Here is an 18,644-nt window from a genome sequence, read left to right as displayed (position 1 = left end):
ATGAAACAGTTAACGTTAAATCCCGTTTCCGCTGTTAATGGCGTGGTCAATGTTCCCGGGTCGAAAAGCTTGTCAAATCGAGCCTTATTACTGGCTGCATTGAGTGAAGGCACCACCACGCTGACTAACCTGCTGGATAGCGATGATATTCGTCATATGTTAGCGGCTCTTGAATCTCTGGGGGTAAGTTATTCACTTAGTGCTGATAAAACAGTATGCGAAGTCAGGGGATTAGGTGGCGGCTTTGCCCATGCCGGAAAATTATCTTTATTTCTGGGCAATGCCGGGACAGCCATGCGTCCATTGTGTGCCGCCCTTGCTGCCAGTGACGTGCAGGTTGAACTGACCGGCGAACCCAGAATGGAAGAACGTCCAATTAAAGATTTAGTGGACAGCTTACGCCAGGCGGGCGCAGATATAAGCTATCTGAAAAATGAGGGATATCCGCCAGTTTCTATTCATGGCAAAGCATTGCATGCTGATATCATTGAGGTTGACGGGAGTGTGTCGAGCCAGTTTCTGACAGCGCTGTTGATGGCCGCCCCCTTATTCAATTCCGCCAGTCGTATTCGCATAAAGGGCACTCTGGTGTCCAAACCCTACATTGATATTACGCTGGATACCATGTCCAGATTTGGTGTGGTGGTTGAAAATCATGATTATGCAGAATTTTACATTTCTGCTGGCCAGCGATATAGATCACCCGGCCAGTTTATGGTGGAAGGTGATGCTTCTTCCGCCTCTTATTTTCTGGCTGCCGGCGCGATTAAAGGTGGCACGGTGCGCGTTACCGGCGTTGGTAAACAAAGTGTCCAGGGTGATATTCGCTTTGCCGAAGTCTTAGAAAAAATGGGCGCGACTGTGTGTTGGCACGATGACTCTATTGAAGTGACAGGTGGCACCCTACACGGCATAGATATGGACATGAACCATATCCCCGACGCGGCAATGACGATTGCTACTACGGCGTTGTTTGCCTCTGGTCCAACTACCATACGTAATATTTATAACTGGCGAGTCAAGGAAACGGACCGACTTTATGCCATGGCCACTGAGCTTAAAAAGCTGGGCGCTGAGGTAGTGGAAGGTAAAGACTACCTGACTGTAGTCCCACCGGCTGTAATCAGACATGCAGAAATCGATACATATAATGATCATCGTATAGCGATGTGCTTTTCGCTGGTTGCTCTGAGTAACTCGTCAGTGACCATTAATGACCCGGGATGCACAGCAAAAACATTTCCCGACTATTTTGACCGGTTTGCTTCACTTTGTTCGGATTAAATATTAACCCCAACTAATAAAAGCGAGCGAGCGGGCAGATCCGCGTAGATCTGCCATTGCCAATACCTTTTAAGCGCGTATAATTGCGGCCGATTTTAACCTTTTATTAATAACTGGAGCAGGTATGCATCCGATTCCCGTAGTCACGGTTGACGGTCCTGGCGGGGCTGGTAAGGGAACGCTTAGTAGTTTGCTTGCTGAGAAACTGGGTTGGCACTTTTTAGACAGTGGCGCAATTTACCGGGTTTTAGCAGTGGCAACGTTACATCATGATATCCCGGATGACGATGAAGAATCCATAGTACCCTTGGCCACAGGTTTGGACGTGAGCTTTGAAACAGATAAAGAGACGACCAGAATTATCCTGGAAGGCGAAGATGTTACTGACGACATCCGTACAGAAAAAATTGGCGCAGTAGCCTCAAAGGTTGCGGCGTTGCCAAGGGTACGTGAAGCGTTATTGCGTCGTCAGCGGGCGTTTCAGCAGGAGCCTGGTCTCGTTGCTGACGGTCGGGACATGGGTACAGTCGTTTTCCCCAATGCGCCGGTGAAGATATTCCTTACCGCCAGCGCAAAGGCCAGAGCGGAGCGTCGTTATACCCAGTTGAAAGAGAAAGGCGCAGATGTTAATATTGCGCGCCTTTTGAGCGATATTGAGGCTCGCGACAAGCGTGATACACAACGCGCGGTTGCGCCATTAGTGCCTGCTCAGGATGCTTTAGTAATTGATTCTACGGATCTGGATATTGACCAGGTCTTTGAAAAAGCGATGGAAGTTATCTCCTCTTGCCTTAAAACGTGACCGGCGGATAGCACCAAAGCAACTAATCGCAATACGGATGTAGCGATAAATTTTAATAACCCCACATTAGCCGGAATGTAGTGTGGATTTCAACTATTTAATTAAACTGACCTTATGACTGAAAATTTTGCACAACTTTTTGAAGAAAGCTTACAGGAACTGGAAACACGTCCAGGTTCTATCGTAAAAGGTACTGTTGTTTCTATCGATAAAGACATCGTACTGGTAGATGCGGGCTTGAAATCAGAAAGTGCTATCCCAGCAGACCAATTTAAAAACGCAGACGGCGAATTAGAGATCGAAATCGGCGATTCTGTTGATGTTGCTCTTGATGCCGTTGAAGACGGTTTCGGTGAAACTGTACTTTCTCGTGAAAAAGCGAAACGCCACGAAGCGTGGGTAGAGCTTGAAAAAGCGTACGAAGAGAAAGAAACCATTATCGGTGTTATTAACGGTAAAGTTAAAGGCGGTTTCACTGTTGAAGTTAACAGTGTTCGCGCGTTCTTGCCCGGTTCTTTGGTAGATGTACGCCCTGTTCGTGACACTACTCACCTTGAAGGCAAAGAGCTAGAGTTTAAAGTTATTAAACTTGATGCAAAACGCAACAACGTCGTTGTTTCCCGTCGTGCTGTTATCGAAGCTGAAAACAGTGCTGAGCGTGAGTCGTTGCTGGCTAACCTTGAAGAAGGTCATGAAATCAAAGGTATCGTTAAGAACCTGACGGACTACGGCGCGTTCGTAGACCTGGGCGGTGTTGACGGCCTGCTTCACATTACTGACATGGCTTGGAAGCGTGTTAAGCATCCAAGTGAAATCGTCAACGTTGGTGATGAAATCAATGTTAAAGTCCTGAAATTCGACAAAGAGAAGCAGCGTGTATCTCTTGGTATGAAGCAAATGGGCAATGATCCATGGCAGGATATTTCTCAGCGTTACCCAGAAGGTACTAAGATCTCTGGCCAGGTAACTAACCTGACTGACTATGGTTGTTTCGTTGAGATTGAAGACGGTGTTGAAGGTTTGGTTCACGTTTCTGAAATGGACTGGACTAACAAAAACATCCATCCGTCTAAGGTTGTTAACCTGGGCGACACTGTTGAAGTTATGGTTCTGGAAATTGACGAAGAGCGTCGTCGAATTTCTCTGGGTCTTAAACAGTGTATCGATAACCCTTGGGAAACATTTGCCAAGTCCCACGAAAAAGGCGACAAAGTTACCGGTAAGATTAAGTCAATTACTGACTTCGGTATCTTCATTGGCCTTGACGGCGGCATTGATGGCTTGGTTCACCTGTCTGACATCAGCTGGAACAAATCTGGCGAAGATGCGGTTCGTGACTACAAAAAAGGTGACGAAATCTCAGCAGTGGTCCTGCAGGTAGATCCTGAGCGTGAGCGTATTTCTCTGGGCGTCAAGCAAATCGAAGAAGATCCGTTCAACCAGTATCTTGCTGCAAACAAGAAAGGTACTATTGTTAACGGTACCGTTACCGCTGTTGATGCTAAAGGCGTCACGGTTAACCTTGCAGAGGAAGTAGACGGATACATCCGTGTTGCTGACCTGGCTCGCGATCGTGTTGAAGATGCATCAGAAGTTGTTAACGTCGGTGAGTCTATTGAAGCCAAATTCATGGGCGTCGATCGTAAGAACCGTGCAGTAAATCTTTCTGTTAAAGCGAAAGACCAGGCTGACGAAAAAGAAGCTATCGATAAAGTTAATCAAGACGATGGCGGTTTCGGCAGCGCAATGGCAGAAGCATTTAAAGCCGCAAAAGGCGAATAATGCGATAAAAGGTGCGCCAGATTGAATTATCTGGCGTATATTGATGTGAAGAAGCTGATTAAACATTTAAAGACAAAGAGGTTATTATGACCAAGTCGGAACTGATTGAGCGGCTCGCGGATCAATACCGTCACCTTCCTGCTAAAGATTTAGAGCTGGCGATCAAAGAAATCCTTGAGCAAATGGCACAAACACTGCAAAAGGGTGAACGCATAGAAATACGCGGATTTGGTAGCTTTTCTCTTCATTACCGGGCACCGAGAACAGGTCGCAACCCCAAAACCGGGGAAACCGTCGAATTAGACGGAAAATATGTACCTCATTTTAAGCCGGGTAAAGAACTTCGGGAACGTGTCGACGCATCAATAGCCTAGTAGCCAAAGGTAATTCAATTAAAAAAGCCGCAATGTAAATTGCGGCTTTTTTGTATCTGATTTTTTGCTCTGGATTATTAAGACTAACTGTCTATTGACCACTGTTATAAAAGGGTTATATATTATTCAGGCTAAGACCAAAATATCAGTATTGCGTCATGCCTGGTGAAGAACAAAAAATTATAAAACAATATCAGGCTCTGATTCGGGCTTTGATCCCCTATGAACAAGAAAATCGCTTATTGGAAGGCCTCAACCGTTTCTCCAAGCGTATTCCTAGTAGTGTTCGCAAAATAGTTCGTGATGAAGTCGTTCGTTTATCTTCTTTAACGGATGCTCCGGCGGATAATTCCGCTTTTGCCCAGTTTCCGGTTATTAAGTTTCAACATTTCGGTGTGGATATGCGCCTGGATAAGGTGGGTACGCATATTCTAAAAACAGAATCTTCTTTTTATCAAAACCGCTACACGGTAGGCGTTTTCGAGTCCATCACAAATTCTGATTTCTATCAGGCCCATATTAAAAAAGAACAGTACAAGAAAATTGTCGATGCGTTCACAGTGGAAACACAATCGTTAAAAGACATTCAATTTGGTGATGATATTGCTATTGCACCAAATTTTCAGGTTGCCTGTCCTGAGTTTGAAAAAGGTCGCAATTTCACTGTAGCTGCATTAGCAAGTGAAACTATGGTTCTGGAAAGCAAGCGTCCGCCACGGATAGAAAAGAACAAGGTGTATGCGTTTCAGATGCCCGAGGTGTTTGGTGCAAATGGTAAGGATCGGCTGCTTGAGTATAGGGTGGCTAGGCTTACCTTTAACAAAGATACTGAAAAGTATGAGACACATTTCACGCTTAGCAATGATGATGAATCGAAAGTTGCTTCTCACCTTAGCAAGTATATTCAGGGCGCGGCATACCAACATCCCTTGAAACGTGACCTGGAAGTTGAACGTGCCATGCAGGATCTTGAACGGGACCGGGTCTTGATCAATAGCCCATGGGTACCAGTGGCACTTAAACGCAGCGGAAGCGTGCTATTACCGGTTCTCGCTCTGTTTACTAACGCAAACAGTAAACAAAACCGCGGATATAATTCATTGACTGCGTTTGAGGGTAAATCAAATTTCAATGCTTTAGTTCAGGAACTGGAGATTTTTTCTGAAGCTTTCTTGTTCAGGGGAACATTGAAAACAAAGCACGGCGAACTGCAGATTGAAGCAACCCATCGTCAATTACTGGAATATAACCTCTTCACCCCCATTATTTATTTACTGTCACGAGAAAAAGATATGCAGTGCTTTCACTGCAGACTCAGTGCGATTGATAAAGAAAATAAAAAAGTCGCTTTTGCAACGCATGATATTACCCGTGGCGAACACAGCGATCTTGACACGTTATCGCATATTCTGTTTTACACCGATATCAGCGAACGAATAACGCCGCAGGCGTTGCTAGAGCCATGTCAGCTGGGGCCCGTTCACAAAGACTTATTAGCGGATACAAAGCGACACAAAATAGACTTTGTGGTTGAAGACGGTTTAGATCGCCGCAATGAGCCGCGCTACAATATCAATAAACCTGCCGCAGTAAAAATGGGCCTGTTAAGCACTGCAGAAGCCAAACTCACAGATATTTCTGCTCATGGGATGAGATTATACCTGTCCCGGCCAGAGCCTAAAGCTAAAATCTCCGCAGTGGTAAAAGTCTCTGCCCCCGACTTTCGAATCAAAAATGAGCGCTACGAGGTTGTGTATTACTGTGAAAAAACCGGTTTATTACGTCTGAAGCTACCCGTAGGGGCTAAAGTTGAACAGGCTATCTTGCAATATCTTGAAACCAATGCCAGTTATTTCAGGAGCAAAGACACAGCTCGTTTACAACGTATGATGCAGCGTTTCGTATGGGAGCTTGCGATGCGGCATCACCCATCAGCAAGTGTTCTGTGTGTAGCTAACCGATTTTTACTTGATAGAATCAAGACACTGTACATCGACGAAGACTCTCAGGATCTCTACCCATTCTCACAAGAGCAAAACATTGCACCTCTGCACGGCTTTTTTGCCGATCAGGGAGAGTCAAAGCCTAAATCAGCATTATTACAGACGATACTCAAATCAAAGTCATGGCAAAGTGGTGTAATTCATTGTCAGCGAAAGGCTGATCAGAAACTCGTTTACATAAAAGAAGATGACTACCTGTACAAATCTCTGCGACAAAACATCAGTTTACACCTTAGCGAAGAGAAAACAGAGTTATGCGTAACCAGAATTCAGGCCAGACAGTGTGATAATTCAGTCTCATCAATGACCAAAAAACGCCTGGCACAGCTGTCAAAGGTAGATAAGGTGATGTATGAAAAGATGCTGAATATGCAGGGGTCCTATACGCACGTGATTTATCTTAGCAATGAGTCAGCGCTTCAGACTGCACTTACGAGCGCTAAATTGAAACCAGTGTTGGTAAAGAAAAAGACGCCAGTCCCTGTGGTGGGAAAGGCGGCAAAATAACCTTTGGCAAAGACGATAATGCGTGTTTTTTTACTTCAAATATAGTAACTAGTGATATCAACAAGTCCACCAATTTGCTATGCTCATGAGCACCTTAAGTAAACAGGGCGCTTGTGTTGAAAGGAATTATTTCACTTCTGATTATTGTGTTTCTTCTGGTTATGGCATTTGCTATTGGCTCCCAGAATGAAGCTATTATCTCGGTCAATTATCTGATTGCGAAAGCGCAAATAAGGATATCCACGTTGATTGCGATATCGCTGGCAATTGGCGTAATAATTGGGTTTCTCATTATGCTGACAAGCTGGCTAACAGTACGAGTGCAATTGACAAGCACCCGAAGTCGTTTGAAAAAGGCCTTAAAAGACAACTAATATGCTTGAGTTGCTGTTCCTACTTTTGCCCGTCGCAGCAGGTTATGGCTGGATTATGGGGCGCAATAGTGTTCGCCAGGCGCAGCGGGAACAGTCCAGCATATTATCCCGACATTATTTCCGTGGTCTGAATTTTTTGCTGTCTGACCAACCTGATAAAGCGGTTGACACCCTCATTAAGATGATAAATCTGAACAGTGATACGGTAGAAACGCATATAGCAATGGGAAACTTTTTTCGACATCGGGGCGAGATTGATCGCGCCATCCGAGTCCATCAAAATCTTGTTTCCCGCGAAGAAATTCAATCTACTCAGCGTGAAAATGCCCTTAAAGAGCTTGGTCTCGATTATGTTCAGGCTGGTTTTCTTGAACGAGCGGAAAATGCGTTTTTGCAATTGCTCAACAGTGACAAACACTATGTCGTTGCACAGCAGCAATTATTCAACATTTACCAGACTACCAAAGAGTGGCGCCGGGCGATTGAGCTGGCTGGCAGAATGGTAGATTGCCACGGCGATAATGACGATGTAAGTGAAAGACTTGCGCACTTTTACTGTGAACAGGCCCTGATAGAGCGAAAAAGTGACAATGACAGCGTCGCACTGGAACTACTTCAAAGCGCTGTAAATGCTGATGAGCGTGCTGTCCGACCATGGCTGTTGTTAGGCCAGATGGCGATGGAACAGGCGCGATATAAAGACGCCACTGCGTACTTTGTTCAGGTGGCGGAGCGCGATATTAGCTGGTTCAGCGAGGCTGTACCCAAGCTCGAAATCATTGCTGAACAAACAGGTGACTGGGATGCATTCGCCCGGCAGCTGGAGTCACACTGGCAAGAATGCGCAACTTCCTATCTGGCTATGGTCGACGTGCTATTGCGCAAAGGAGAAACTGTTCAGGCAGCAAACTACTTGCTGGAGCAACTTCACAAACGACCTACCATGAAAGGGTTCAAAACCCTCATGGGGCTGTACATTGACCAAATTGACGATAAGGCCTCCACACAAAGCCTGCAGTTACTTAAAGATTTGGTCGAAAATCAAATAGCCCAGCGCCCTCAGTATCGCTGCGTCAGCTGTGGTTTTTCGGGACGAAAACTATATTGGTTGTGTCCTTCCTGTAAAAAGTGGAATGTAGTTAAGCCGATAAAAGGGCTGGATGGAGAGTAAGGTGAGTAGCGTAGATCCCAAAATTATCGTGGCATTGGATTACGATAATAAAGACAAAGCGTTAGCGTTTGTTGATAAAATTAACCCCCAAATGTGCCGGCTGAAAGTTGGTAAAGAGATGTTCACTTTATTCGGGCCTGAGTTTGTCAGAGACTTGGTTGACCGTCAGTTTGAGGTCTTCCTGGATCTGAAATTTCACGATATTCCCAATACGGTGGCTAAGGCGTGTAAAGCTGCAGCCGAACTGGGTGTGTGGATGGTTAACGTTCATGCCAGTGGCGGCAAACCAATGATGGAAGCGGCTCTAAAAGCAGTGCGGGGCAGCAGCCATCCGCAGACGAAACTTATTGCTGTGACCGTGCTCACCAGCATGGACAATGCGCAGATGGAGCAGATTAACGGCAATGTAAGTGTGGCCGAGCAAGTCGGTCGTTTGGCTAGCCTGACAGTGGAATCGGGGCTGGATGGCATTGTATGTTCCGCTAAAGAAGCTGAATCACTGCGCAAAGTTATACCGGCTGGCTTTTTATTAGTTACCCCCGGAATCAGGCCTCACGGTAGCGATACTGGTGATCAAAAACGTGTAATGACGCCGGCAGACGCAATCGCAGCGGGGGTCGATTATCTGGTAATGGGACGGCCTATTACGCAAGCTTCTAATCCACTGGACGTTTTACAGCAAGTCACTGATAGTTTAGAAAAATGAGTCAGAACATAAAAAACCATCCCGCGGGATGGTTTTTTTCGAAACAGCAATAAAGATCAACCACGCAGCGCGTCGGCAGCGGGTACATATGTAAGATCAAGTTGTTCACCCAGCGCATCAACAACTGCTTTATAGGTCACTTTACCTTCATGCACATTAAGACCAGCCATCAGGTGAGGATCATCCAGCATCGCCTGCGCAGGGCCTTTGTTGGCCAGAGCAAGTCCGAAAGGCAAGGTGGCATTGTTTAATGCCATCGTTGAGGTCCGGGCAACGCCGCCCGGCATATTCGCAACGCAATAGTGAACCACCTCGTCTACAGTGTAGACAGGATCCTGATGGGTGGTGGCTTTAGATGTTTCAAAGCAACCGCCCTGGTCAATGGCAACGTCTACCAACACCGAACCAGGCTTCATTGCACGAATTTGCTCGCGGTTTAGCAACTTAGGTGCTGCTGCGCCAGGAATAAGTACCGCACCTACCACCAAATCCGCTTTCGATGAGTAATGTTCAATAGCATCAACCGTAGAAAATACGGTTTTAATCCGTCCATTGAAAATATCGTCAAGCTGGCGCAGACGCGGTAAAGAGCGATCAAGAATCGTTACATCAGCACCAAGCCCCAGAGCCATTTTGGCTGCATTTGTACCGACAACTCCGCCACCAATCACCAACACCTTGCCCGGTGCAACACCCGGAACGCCGCCAAGCAACGTGCCGGAGCCACCATGAGCAATTTCCAGATAGTGCGCGCCGGCCTGAACAGACATCCGGCCAGCAACTTCACTCATAGGTGCTAACAATGGCAAGCCACCGCGATCGTCGGTGACAGTTTCGTAAGCAATGCAGGTTGCACCAGACTCAACCAGTAATTCAGTCTGGGTAGGATCCGGAGCAAGATGTAAATAGGTGTAGAGAGTTTGACCTTTACGTAACATTTTACATTCGTCAGGTTGTGGCTCTTTTACTTTTACAATCATTTCTGCCTCAGCAAAAATGGCTTCTGGTGTCGCAGCAATTGAGGCCCCCGCAGCCTCGTACATCTCGTCAGTAAAACCGATCGCCAGGCCGCCGTTTGTCTCGACCATTACCCTGTGGCCATGAGTAACAAACTCCTTAACTGCAGCTGGGGTCAGACCAATTCGGTACTCGTGATTTTTAATTTCTTTGGGTACACCAATAAGCATAAGCGCCCTCTGTATGAATGACTGATTGAGATCGCGCAGTATACTGGCAAATAAAGCAAAGTATGTGCTGAAAACAAAACTTCCTCGGTGTAATATTCTGCAATAATTTAAAAATGCAGAATTATCTATGCTTGTTAAAACACCCAAGGACCTTGACAGAATAGATCGCAATATTCTTAACGAACTACAGAAGGACGGGCGGTTGTCCAATGTTGAACTGGCCAGAAAGATAGGGCTTAGTGCAAGCCCGTGTCTGGAACGTGTTAAGCGCCTGGAGTCGCAAGGCTATATAACCGGGTACCGGGCAATGGTAGAGCCTGCTAAGCTGGGTGCGGCCATGTTGGTATTCGTCGAAATCACGTTAACCAAAACATCGGTCGACATTTTTGCCGAATTTTCCAGCGCCGTACAGGAACATGAAGATATTCAGGAATGTCATTTGGTGTCTGGCGACTTTGATTTTCTGTTAAAAGCACGTGTGGCAGATATGTCCAGTTACCGACGCTTGTTAGGAGACACATTATTGCGGCTACCCGGCGTGAGTGAATCAAGAACGTATGTTGTGATGGAAGAAGTAAAAAGCACCACCCGGGTAAGAATTAACCTGAAATAACAAAATCTGTGTTTTTGTACAGCTTAAGATAGGTGCATCTGAAATCTTTGTGGTAGGCTTAGCGTTATAATAAAAAAACCGAAGCCAGTTTTATCTTTGTCAAAACAAAAGATAAATACATGGATGCTGATTAATAACAGTGCGTAGCTGCACGAGACGGTTAAAAGAAATTTAGGGTTATGGCGCGACTTTCCGGGATTCAGCGGTTGCTGGAAGCAGGTATGATCATTGCCTGCGTATTTGCTTTTTATTTACTACTGGCGTTGGCTTCTTTTCATCCGGGGGACCCGGGTTGGAGTCAGGCTGGACTGCAGCTTAATGTCCATAATTGGGTAGGGGCGACAGGCGCCTGGATCGCCGATCTTTTGCTATTCAGTTTTGGCTATTTGGCCTATTTACTGCCATTTTGCTCGGCATTTCTGGGCTGGTTTTTGTTCCAGCATGTGAAGCATCTGGAACATTTTGACTATCTAACTATTGGCCTGCGTATTATCGGTGCATTATTGATAAGCCTGGGGGCCAGTGGTATAGCCAGTATCAACTTCAATGATCTGTTTAATTTTTCTGCCGGCGGCTTTGTCGGTGATGTTATCAGCTCTGCGCTGATTCCCTATTTCAATGTACCGGGGACCATATTGTTACTCCTGTGTTTTTTTTGCACAGGGTTTACGCTAATGACAGGTATTAGCTGGTTAACGATAATCGATAGTATGGGTCACCTGGTGTTATGGACGGGCAAAAAAGCCTGGGAAGCTCCTCAGCAGCTGCTGGATTTTGAAGCCCCGCGATTGAGTCTGCCAACATTTTCCAAACGTTCAACGTCCCCTGACTCAGATGAGCTGGACGTCACCAGTATGCGCGCCGAGCCGCCGCCTGAAACAGCGAGCTTTAAGCAGGCGGCTGAACCGCAACAGCAGCGCTCGGAGCCTACCTTTGGGATCCCCGATGAAATATTTGATGTTGATGATGAGCCACCGTTTCATGTCGACGACACTCAAGTGGCAGAGACCACCCAGCAGTCTGATGTTTCTGCGAAAAATGCTCGCCCGCAGGAAGAGGAACAGACTAAACCGCGCTTTTCTGTTTCCGCACTGAAAGAAAAAGTTAAACCGTCCGGCAATGGCAGGGGAGGAGAGAAAGCCACTCATCAGCCACAAGCTGCGGCACCGTCGGTAACTAATAACGAAAAAAGCCAGGAGCCTATGCCTTCTGTGGACCTGCTGGAGCGTCCGGACCGCCATGAAAACCCTATTACGCAGGAAGAACTGGATGCCGTGTCCCGGCTGGTCGAGGAAAAGCTGGCAGATTTCAATATTCAGGCAAACGTTGTGGGCGTTTTTCCCGGCCCTGTAATCACTCGCTTTGAGCTGGATTTAGCACCAGGTGTTAAAGTGAGTAAAATCACTGCACTGTCCAAGGATTTGGCGCGGGCAATGTCGGCTATTTCCGTTCGGGTGGTGGAAGTGATTCCCGGCAAATCTGTAATAGGGCTAGAGTTACCCAATAAGACCCGGGAAATGGTGCGTTTAAGTGAGGTAATTAGCTGTGAGACCTTCCAGAGCAATTCCTCCCCACTAACAATGGTTCTGGGTGCAGATATCAGTGGCAAACCGGTAGTGGTTGACCTGGCTAAAATGCCTCATCTGCTGGTAGCCGGTACAACAGGCTCGGGTAAGTCAGTGGGTGTGAATGTTATGATTCTAAGCCTGCTTTATAAATCGACGCCCGAAGATGTCAGGATGATAATGATCGATCCCAAAATGTTGGAGCTTTCAGTTTACGAAGGAATTCCGCATCTGCTGGCCGAGGTGGTGACTGACATGAAAGAAGCGGCCAATGCGCTGCGCTGGTGTGTAGGGGAAATGGAACGCCGTTACAAACTGATGTCTGCGCTAGGTGTCAGAAATCTCAAAGGTTATAATACAAAGGTTAAAAAGGCCATAGAGGCTGGTGAACCTATAAAAGATCCGCTGTGGCGTTCAGAAGAAAGTATGGAAACAGAAGCGCCGGCGTTAGAGAAGTTGCCGAGTATCGTGGTGGTGGTAGATGAATTTGCCGACATGATGATGATCGTAGGCAAAAAGGTGGAAGAACTTATTGCCAGAATCGCTCAAAAAGCCAGGGCAGCGGGTATCCACTTAGTGCTGGCTACACAGCGACCTTCTGTTGATGTAATTACCGGGCTTATAAAAGCCAATATTCCTACCCGTATTGCATTCCAGGTGTCCAGTAAAATTGACTCGCGTACAATACTTGACCAGCAGGGCGCTGAAGCGCTGCTGGGAATGGGGGATATGCTTTATCTACCACCGGGTAGCCCTGTACCTACGCGGGTTCATGGTGCGTTTGTCGACGATCACGAAGTGCACGCGGTTGTTGCCGACTGGCAGAAGCGTGGCGAACCTGAATATATCGATGAGATTCTTAATCCTGAGGCCAGCGCGGAAGTGTTACTGCCGGGTGAACAACCTGAGGGGGGCGATCAGGAATTTGATGAATTTTACGATGAGGCAGTGGCTTATGTTACCGAAAGTCGTCGGGCGAGCGTATCTGGCGTACAGCGTAAATTCAGAATTGGTTACAATCGAGCAGCACGTTTGGTGGAACAAATGGAGCAAAGTGGCGTCGTAAGTTCACCGGGACACAATGGTAACCGTGAGGTTGTTGCGCCCCCACCACCAAAGGATTAGGAAAGTTAATCATGAAAAGTACCATGAAACTGTTACTGACTGGCCTGGCAGTAAGCTGGATGGCGTTATCTTATAACGTTCTTGCCAGTGACAAAGAAGATGTTAAATCTGCATTGCAGAGTAAGCTGGACACCATGCAGCAATATAAAGCTGACTTTACGCAAACTGTAAAGGATATGGATGGCACCGTAATTCATGAAGCCAGCGGCGCGCTGACGATGGCTAGACCGGATAAATTACGCTGGGAAACCAAGCGCCCGGACCAGACTTTGCTTATTGCGGATGGGCGTGCCGTCTGGAATGTAGACACCTTTGTTGAGCAGGTAACTATCATCGATCAGACTTCAGCCATTCAGGATAATCCAATCGTTTTGTTAACGACTGACGATGAAAAACAATGGGCTGAATTTACTATTCAAAAGATGTCAGATTCAGCCTATAGCATTACGCCGGTAGACGGCACTGGTCAGATTCAGGCTCTGCATTTGTATTTTGACGGCGATATACTTAGCCGTCTGATTATGAAAGATGCTCAGGGGCAAACAAGTGTGCTTGAGTTCAACCACATTCAGACAAAGTTTGAGCCTGCTTTGAGCCAATTTGAAGTCACCATTCCTGATACCTATACCATAGACGATCAGCGGTAATGTTATTTGAGGATAGCGAGCCGTTTGCGCCTTTGGCCGCTCGTATGCGGCCGCGCACTGTGGATGAATATACCGGTCAGGCGCATCTGGTGGGCGAAGGCAAACCCCTGCGCAAAATGCTGGAGGCCGGACATTGCCATTCTATGATTCTGTGGGGCCCTCCAGGCACCGGGAAGACGACACTGGCTGAACTTATCGCCCGCTACACTAACGCCAATGTTATTCGCTTATCTGCCGTTAATGCAGGAGTGAAAGATGTTCGTGCGGCGATGGAAAAGGCCGAAGCCGATGCACGCTATCAGCAAAGAACGCTGCTTTTCGTAGATGAGGTTCATCGCTTTAATAAGAGTCAGCAAGATGCTTTTTTGCCCTACGTCGAATCAGGCACGGTTACGTTTGTGGGAGCTACCACAGAGAATCCCTCTTTTGAACTTAATAAGGCCTTGCTTTCCAGAGCACGGGTTTATGTCCTCAAAGCATTGGATGAAGATGCGCTTAATGACTTACTGGACAGTGCTTTGAGTGATGCTGAACGGGGTCTGGGTGACCGTTCGCTGAGTCTGGAAGCAGATGCCCGCCGGGCATTAATCGGATTGTGCGGAGGCGATGCCCGCCGATTATTAACATACCTTGAACTGGCTGCTGATTTTACCAGTGCGCAGACTATTGTTTTATCTGATATCGAGCAGGCGGTCGGGGAAAAAGTTGCCAGTTATGATAAGCAGGGTGACGCTTTTTATGATTTGATATCAGCCTTTCATAAGTCAGTCAGAGGCTCAGATCCGGATGCGGCACTTTACTGGTACGCGCGGATATTAAATGGTGGAGGCGATGCCTTATATGTCGCACGACGACTTCTGGCCATTGCCTCAGAAGATATTGGCAATGCTGATACCCGGGCAATGCAGTTATGCGTAAGCGCCTGGGATACATTTCACCGGGTGGGACCGGCTGAAGGAGAGCGTGCTATAGCCCAGGCTGCAGTCTATTGCGCACTGGCGCCGAAAAGTAATGCGGTATACACCGCATTTAAAGCCGCCATGCGAACTGCTCGTGAAGCCCCAGACTATGCGGTGCCCAATCACCTGCGTAATGCACCGACAAAGCTCATGAAAGAACTCGGCCATGGGGAAGGGTATCGATACGCTCATGATGAGCCTAATGCTTTTGCAGCCGGGGAAGTATACCTGCCGGAAGAACTCTCGGGCACCCGCTTTTATGAACCTAAAGAGCGGGGTATGGAGAAAACCCTCCAGGCCAAGCGTCAATTTCTGGATCAGCTTAACCAACAGAGTAACAGGAAGCGCTAAGGTGTCGAATGGGTGGGTTGTTTATCTGTATATAGGCGCCGGCGGAGCTCTGGGAGCCTGCCTACGTTATTTTCTCACCAATCAGCTGGATTCCTGGTTTGGAAAATCTCTTCCCTTTGGTACACTTGCAGTAAATATACTCGGGTCGTTTTGCCTGGCACTGTTATATGTGGCCATCGAGCAATATGACCTGGCGGAGTCCCCCTACCGCGCGCTTGTCGGAGTTGGTCTGCTGGGAGCACTTACCACATTTTCTACATTTTCAATTGAAACACTGGCCCTGCTGGAATATGGCCTCTGGATAAAGGCGGCAGCGAATATATTGCTCAATGTCACGCTTTGTCTACTGGCTGGCTGGTTAGCCATAGTAATGACGAAAGGATAAAAATAAGCACATGTTAGATCCAAAGTGTCTTCGAAGCGATATCGAAACCACAGCCGAACGTCTTAAAAGCCGCGGCTTTGAACTGGACGTGGAGGCATTTAATGCCCTGGAAGAGCAGCGCAAATCACTGCAGGTAAAGATGCAGGATCTGCAGAACGAACGTAATGTGCGCAGTAAGTCAATTGGAAAAGCTAAAGCACAGGGCGAAGATATCGCGCCACTGCTTGCGGAAGTGGGCAAGCTGGGGGATGCGCTCGACGCTACTAAAGCCGAGTTCGCCGCAATTCAGATAAAAGTTACCGAAATGACCCAGGGCATTCCGAATCTGCCCCATGAGTCTGTCCCCGTAGGTAAAAGTGAAGACGAAAATGTTGAAGTCAGTCGTTGGGGCACGCCAAAGTCGTTTGATTTCACGGTCAAAGATCACGTCGATGTGGCTTATGATTTAGACAAGGGAGCAGATTTCGAGCTGGCATCTAAGCTGACAGGCAGCCGGTTTGTGGTGATGCGCGGTAAAATTGCTCGTCTTCACCGTGCACTCGCTCAGTTCATGCTTGATATCCATACCGAAGAGCATGGTTATGAAGAAACCTACGTGCCTTTTCTGGTCAATCATGACAGCTTGTTTGGAACCGGTCAGTTACCGAAATTCGGTGAAGACTTATTTCACACGCAGCCTGCAACTGAAGAAGGTCAGGGATTATCGCTGATCCCTACTGCGGAAGTACCGCTAACTAATATTGGTCGCGATGAAATATTTGAAGCAAAGCAGTTGCCTTTAAAAATGACGGCCCATACCCCTTGTTTCAGAAGCGAAGCTGGCTCATACGGCCGTGATACCCGGGGCCTCATACGTCAGCATCAGTTTGAAAAAGTAGAGCTTGTTCAGCTGGTCAGGCCCGAAGACAGTTTTGATGCGCTTGAAGCGTTGACACAGCATGCAGAGGCAATTTTACAGCGTTTGGAATTGCCATATCGCAAAGTATTGTTATGTACCGGCGATATGGGTTTTGGAGCCTGTAAGACCTACGATCTGGAAGTATGGTTGCCTGCTCAGGATACTTATCGGGAAATTTCTTCTTGTTCGAATATGCTGGATTTTCAGGCAAGACGTATGCAGGCGCGCTATCGCAATCCACAAACCAATAAACCAGAATTATTGCACACTTTAAATGGCTCTGGACTGGCTGTGGGCCGCACATTAGTGGCTATATTGGAAAATTATCAGCAGGCTGATGGGAGCGTTCTGGTCCCAGAGGTGTTGGTGCCTTACATGGGTGGGCTTAAGGCAATTACTGCGGGTTAAGATACTCCTCAATTCATTATTCCTTCTTTTTGAAAAGCCCGGTTTGTTACCGGGCTTTTTTACTCTGCTACTACTATTAAAAACATACAAAAGGGATCGTCATGCTCTGCGAAGAGCAGTCTATGTGTTTTTCAATTCCACAGACTGCAGTTCTAAAGGCATTTCGCCGGTTTAGGCAGCCCAGCAAGTTTAGTCGCCTGTTTAGCCGGCCCTTTGGGAAAAAGCCGCTGCAGATAGCGGCTGTTGCCTTTATCTGGTCCATAGGTTTGTTTCATTGCATTCACCAGTGCCCGTATTGCCGGGCTGGTGTCGTATTCCATATAAAAGTGACGGACAAATTTCACTACTTCCCAGTGGGCATCGCTTAAGATAATACCTTCTTGTGCTGCCAGCACCGGCACCATGTCTTCCTGCCAGTCAGAGACATTTAGCAAGTAACCATTCTTGTCCACCGGAACTGACTGTCCTTTCCAATCGAATGTGTTTTGTTCTTTCATTACCAAACTACCCAGGGCGAATGTGTGTGGGAAAGTGTAACCAGCATTGTATCGTCAGCCAACTGTTGTTCGTAGTTGCGGATACCACGTACTGTTGCATCGAGAGAATAAATATAACAACGGCAGCGTAATTCAGGCAGATGCGGCGCCAAATAAACGCCGTCACCCATTAATAGCACAGCATGCTGAGCTGATAATAAAGCCAATTGGCGTTTTTTGGCATCGCTGATCTGAGCCCTTTTTATAACAATAACCATCAGAAAGTAACCACGTGATCGGCGTTTAGAATCAATTGATTTATTTGTTCGCCGTCTAAGGCAGTAACTAACGGCGAGCTTATCTGCAAATCGTGAGCACTGGCTGACATACTGCAGATATACAAATTTTCAATATCAAAAAGTGGTAAAGCTTTTAATCGTTTTGCAAGGTTTTTTATCCCCGGCGCAGGTGACTGCTCAGGTTGCCATATGTGCACAGCGTGATCTGAAAATAAAACTGAAACCTCATGCCCGTAGTTGGTTGCTGCAATAGCAAAATCAAGGCCTTCGGCACAGGTGTTCGATGTATATGGTGCACTGTAGAAATGAATGAGTATCTTTGCCATTAGAACTGCACCAGATGGTCACAATCGTGTAACTGGGTAAAAAATTCACCAAGCCCAACTTGCTCAAATGGCGCTTGTAAGGTCACTGCTGTAACGCCAGCATCCTGAGCCTCAGTTGCACAGAGCAAACCTCGTTTAACAGCTGCGGTGACGCATACCATTAGTGGGCACCTGGCATCCCGGCTTATGTCGCACCACTCACTGTAACTTTGATGTTCGTCACTGGGGATTTGCATAAATGCGTTGGCGTGATAGGTGCCATTACCGTAAAAGAAAATATTGCTGAGCATATGACCAGCACCAGCAACCTGCCTGGCGAAACGCTGGGCGGCGATGGTGTGTGATATCTCACCGGGAGAATGCGTTATCAATATAGAGTAGCGAGCCATAAATACAAAAACA

Annotated in this window: 19 protein-coding genes; 14 read left to right on the top strand and 5 right to left on the bottom strand. The window is 47.0% G+C overall.

Annotated elements, in window-relative coordinates:
• The 8 genes from aroA (at nucleotide 1) to pyrF (ending at nucleotide 9,003) form a co-directional block, all read left to right on the top strand.
• On the top strand, nucleotides 1-1,284 hold the full coding sequence (aroA, locus tag F458_RS0102700) for a 3-phosphoshikimate 1-carboxyvinyltransferase (RefSeq protein WP_026294440.1): 1,284 nt from the start codon (nucleotides 1-3) through the stop codon (nucleotides 1,282-1,284).
• 124 nt (nucleotides 1,285-1,408) lie between these two features.
• A complete protein-coding gene (gene cmk / locus F458_RS0102695; protein WP_018981832.1) occupies nucleotides 1,409-2,086 on the top strand; it encodes a (d)CMP kinase in 678 nt (225 codons plus the stop codon).
• A 114-nt stretch (nucleotides 2,087-2,200) separates the two neighbouring features.
• Nucleotides 2,201-3,868, top strand: coding sequence for a 30S ribosomal protein S1 (rpsA, locus tag F458_RS0102690; protein ID WP_018981831.1), 1,668 nt, complete (start codon nucleotides 2,201-2,203; stop codon nucleotides 3,866-3,868).
• A gap of 86 nt (nucleotides 3,869-3,954) precedes the next feature.
• The gene (gene ihfB, locus F458_RS0102685) at nucleotides 3,955-4,242 is read left to right on the top strand and encodes an integration host factor subunit beta (RefSeq protein ID WP_018981830.1); all 288 of its coding nucleotides are present in this window, start codon (nucleotides 3,955-3,957) and stop codon (nucleotides 4,240-4,242) included.
• A 158-nt stretch (nucleotides 4,243-4,400) separates the two neighbouring features.
• Nucleotides 4,401-6,752, top strand: a complete 2,352-nt coding sequence (locus F458_RS0102680) for a PilZ domain-containing protein (RefSeq protein WP_018981829.1) — start codon at nucleotides 4,401-4,403, stop codon at nucleotides 6,750-6,752.
• A gap of 113 nt (nucleotides 6,753-6,865) precedes the next feature.
• Nucleotides 6,866-7,126: a LapA family protein gene (locus F458_RS0102675; protein ID WP_018981828.1), complete on the top strand. Its 261-nt coding sequence runs from the start codon at nucleotides 6,866-6,868 to the stop codon at nucleotides 7,124-7,126.
• A 1-nt stretch (nucleotide 7,127) separates the two neighbouring features.
• Nucleotides 7,128-8,297 (top strand): lipopolysaccharide assembly protein LapB, encoded by a 1,170-nt coding sequence (gene lapB / locus F458_RS0102670; protein ID WP_018981827.1) that lies wholly within the window; start codon nucleotides 7,128-7,130, stop codon nucleotides 8,295-8,297.
• Complete coding sequence (gene pyrF / locus F458_RS0102665; RefSeq protein WP_018981826.1) at nucleotides 8,287-9,003, top strand: orotidine-5'-phosphate decarboxylase; 717 nt, start codon at nucleotides 8,287-8,289, stop codon at nucleotides 9,001-9,003. The genes lapB and pyrF overlap by 11 nt, the downstream gene beginning before the upstream one ends.
• 56 nt (nucleotides 9,004-9,059) lie before the next feature.
• Here pyrF and ald read toward each other — a convergent pair whose 3' ends face one another.
• Nucleotides 9,060-10,190: an alanine dehydrogenase gene (gene ald / locus F458_RS0102660; RefSeq protein ID WP_018981825.1), complete on the bottom strand. Its 1,131-nt coding sequence runs from the start codon at nucleotides 10,188-10,190 to the stop codon at nucleotides 9,060-9,062.
• A 127-nt stretch (nucleotides 10,191-10,317) separates the two neighbouring features.
• Between ald and lrp the strand changes: the two genes are divergently transcribed.
• From lrp to serS, 6 genes are all read left to right on the top strand, one after another.
• Nucleotides 10,318-10,803, top strand: a complete 486-nt coding sequence (gene lrp, locus F458_RS0102655) for a leucine-responsive transcriptional regulator Lrp (protein WP_018981824.1) — start codon at nucleotides 10,318-10,320, stop codon at nucleotides 10,801-10,803.
• 179 nt (nucleotides 10,804-10,982) lie between these two features.
• Nucleotides 10,983-13,493 carry a DNA translocase FtsK gene (locus tag F458_RS0102650; RefSeq protein ID WP_018981823.1) on the top strand — a complete coding sequence of 837 codons (2,511 nt, stop codon included), beginning with the start codon at nucleotides 10,983-10,985 and terminating at the stop codon, nucleotides 13,491-13,493.
• Between the two features lie 11 nt (nucleotides 13,494-13,504).
• The gene (gene lolA, locus F458_RS0102645; protein ID WP_018981822.1) at nucleotides 13,505-14,140 is read left to right on the top strand and encodes an outer membrane lipoprotein chaperone LolA; all 636 of its coding nucleotides are present in this window, start codon (nucleotides 13,505-13,507) and stop codon (nucleotides 14,138-14,140) included.
• Complete coding sequence (locus F458_RS0102640; protein WP_018981821.1) at nucleotides 14,140-15,450, top strand: replication-associated recombination protein A; 1,311 nt, start codon at nucleotides 14,140-14,142, stop codon at nucleotides 15,448-15,450. Before lolA ends, F458_RS0102640 begins: the two co-directional genes overlap by 1 nt.
• Before the next feature lies 1 nt (nucleotide 15,451).
• Nucleotides 15,452-15,835: a fluoride efflux transporter CrcB gene (gene crcB / locus F458_RS0102635; RefSeq protein ID WP_018981820.1), complete on the top strand. Its 384-nt coding sequence runs from the start codon at nucleotides 15,452-15,454 to the stop codon at nucleotides 15,833-15,835.
• 10 nt (nucleotides 15,836-15,845) lie between these two features.
• Complete coding sequence (serS, locus tag F458_RS0102630) at nucleotides 15,846-17,141, top strand: serine--tRNA ligase (RefSeq protein ID WP_018981819.1); 1,296 nt, start codon at nucleotides 15,846-15,848, stop codon at nucleotides 17,139-17,141.
• 152 nt (nucleotides 17,142-17,293) lie between these two features.
• Here the strand turns inward: serS and F458_RS0102625 are convergent, their stop codons facing one another.
• Genes F458_RS0102625 through tusD form a run of 4 tightly spaced genes read right to left on the bottom strand, consistent with a single transcriptional unit; the run spans nucleotide 17,294 to nucleotide 18,631 of the window.
• Nucleotides 17,294-17,638, bottom strand: a complete 345-nt coding sequence (locus F458_RS0102625; RefSeq protein WP_018981818.1) for a TusE/DsrC/DsvC family sulfur relay protein — start codon at nucleotides 17,636-17,638, stop codon at nucleotides 17,294-17,296.
• Nucleotides 17,638-17,844 (bottom strand): hypothetical protein, encoded by a 207-nt coding sequence (locus F458_RS0102620; RefSeq protein ID WP_156824145.1) that lies wholly within the window; start codon nucleotides 17,842-17,844, stop codon nucleotides 17,638-17,640. Before F458_RS0102620 ends, F458_RS0102625 begins: the two co-directional genes overlap by 1 nt.
• Before the next feature lie 50 nt (nucleotides 17,845-17,894).
• On the bottom strand, nucleotides 17,895-18,242 hold the full coding sequence (locus F458_RS0102615) for a DsrE family protein (RefSeq protein WP_018981816.1): 348 nt from the start codon (nucleotides 18,240-18,242) through the stop codon (nucleotides 17,895-17,897).
• Entirely contained in the window at nucleotides 18,242-18,631 is a 390-nt protein-coding gene (gene tusD, locus F458_RS0102610) for a sulfurtransferase complex subunit TusD (RefSeq protein WP_018981815.1), read from the bottom strand. The genes F458_RS0102615 and tusD overlap by 1 nt, the downstream gene beginning before the upstream one ends.
• Between the last annotated feature and the right edge of the window lie 13 nt (nucleotides 18,632-18,644).

The sequence above is a fragment of the Salinimonas chungwhensis DSM 16280 genome (assembly GCF_000378185.1).
Lineage (GTDB): Bacteria > Pseudomonadota > Gammaproteobacteria > Enterobacterales > Alteromonadaceae > Alteromonas > Alteromonas chungwhensis.
This window is presented reverse-complemented; position numbering and strand designations above follow the sequence as displayed.

What these genes read in the sequence shown, in the direction of transcription:
- ihfB (WP_018981830.1), top strand. Translation starts at nt 3,955, where the DNA reads ATGACCAAGTCGGAACTGATTGAGCGGCTCGCGGATCAATACCGTCAC.
- F458_RS0102625 (WP_018981818.1), bottom strand. Translation starts at nt 17,638, where the DNA reads ATGAAAGAACAAAACACATTCGATTGGAAAGGACAGTCAGTTCCGGTG.
- lrp (WP_018981824.1), top strand. Translation starts at nt 10,318, where the DNA reads ATGCTTGTTAAAACACCCAAGGACCTTGACAGAATAGATCGCAATATT.
- tusD (WP_018981815.1), bottom strand. Translation starts at nt 18,631, where the DNA reads ATGGCTCGCTACTCTATATTGATAACGCATTCTCCCGGTGAGATATCA.
- F458_RS0102650 (WP_018981823.1), top strand. Translation starts at nt 10,983, where the DNA reads ATGGCGCGACTTTCCGGGATTCAGCGGTTGCTGGAAGCAGGTATGATC.
- lapB (WP_018981827.1), top strand. Translation starts at nt 7,128, where the DNA reads ATGCTTGAGTTGCTGTTCCTACTTTTGCCCGTCGCAGCAGGTTATGGC.
- ald (WP_018981825.1), bottom strand. Translation starts at nt 10,190, where the DNA reads ATGCTTATTGGTGTACCCAAAGAAATTAAAAATCACGAGTACCGAATT.
- aroA (WP_026294440.1), top strand. Translation starts at nt 1, where the DNA reads ATGAAACAGTTAACGTTAAATCCCGTTTCCGCTGTTAATGGCGTGGTC.
- F458_RS0102615 (WP_018981816.1), bottom strand. Translation starts at nt 18,242, where the DNA reads ATGGCAAAGATACTCATTCATTTCTACAGTGCACCATATACATCGAAC.
- serS (WP_018981819.1), top strand. Translation starts at nt 15,846, where the DNA reads ATGTTAGATCCAAAGTGTCTTCGAAGCGATATCGAAACCACAGCCGAA.
- F458_RS0102640 (WP_018981821.1), top strand. Translation starts at nt 14,140, where the DNA reads ATGTTATTTGAGGATAGCGAGCCGTTTGCGCCTTTGGCCGCTCGTATG.
- pyrF (WP_018981826.1), top strand. Translation starts at nt 8,287, where the DNA reads ATGGAGAGTAAGGTGAGTAGCGTAGATCCCAAAATTATCGTGGCATTG.
- rpsA (WP_018981831.1), top strand. Translation starts at nt 2,201, where the DNA reads ATGACTGAAAATTTTGCACAACTTTTTGAAGAAAGCTTACAGGAACTG.
- lolA (WP_018981822.1), top strand. Translation starts at nt 13,505, where the DNA reads ATGAAAAGTACCATGAAACTGTTACTGACTGGCCTGGCAGTAAGCTGG.
- F458_RS0102680 (WP_018981829.1), top strand. Translation starts at nt 4,401, where the DNA reads ATGCCTGGTGAAGAACAAAAAATTATAAAACAATATCAGGCTCTGATT.
- cmk (WP_018981832.1), top strand. Translation starts at nt 1,409, where the DNA reads ATGCATCCGATTCCCGTAGTCACGGTTGACGGTCCTGGCGGGGCTGGT.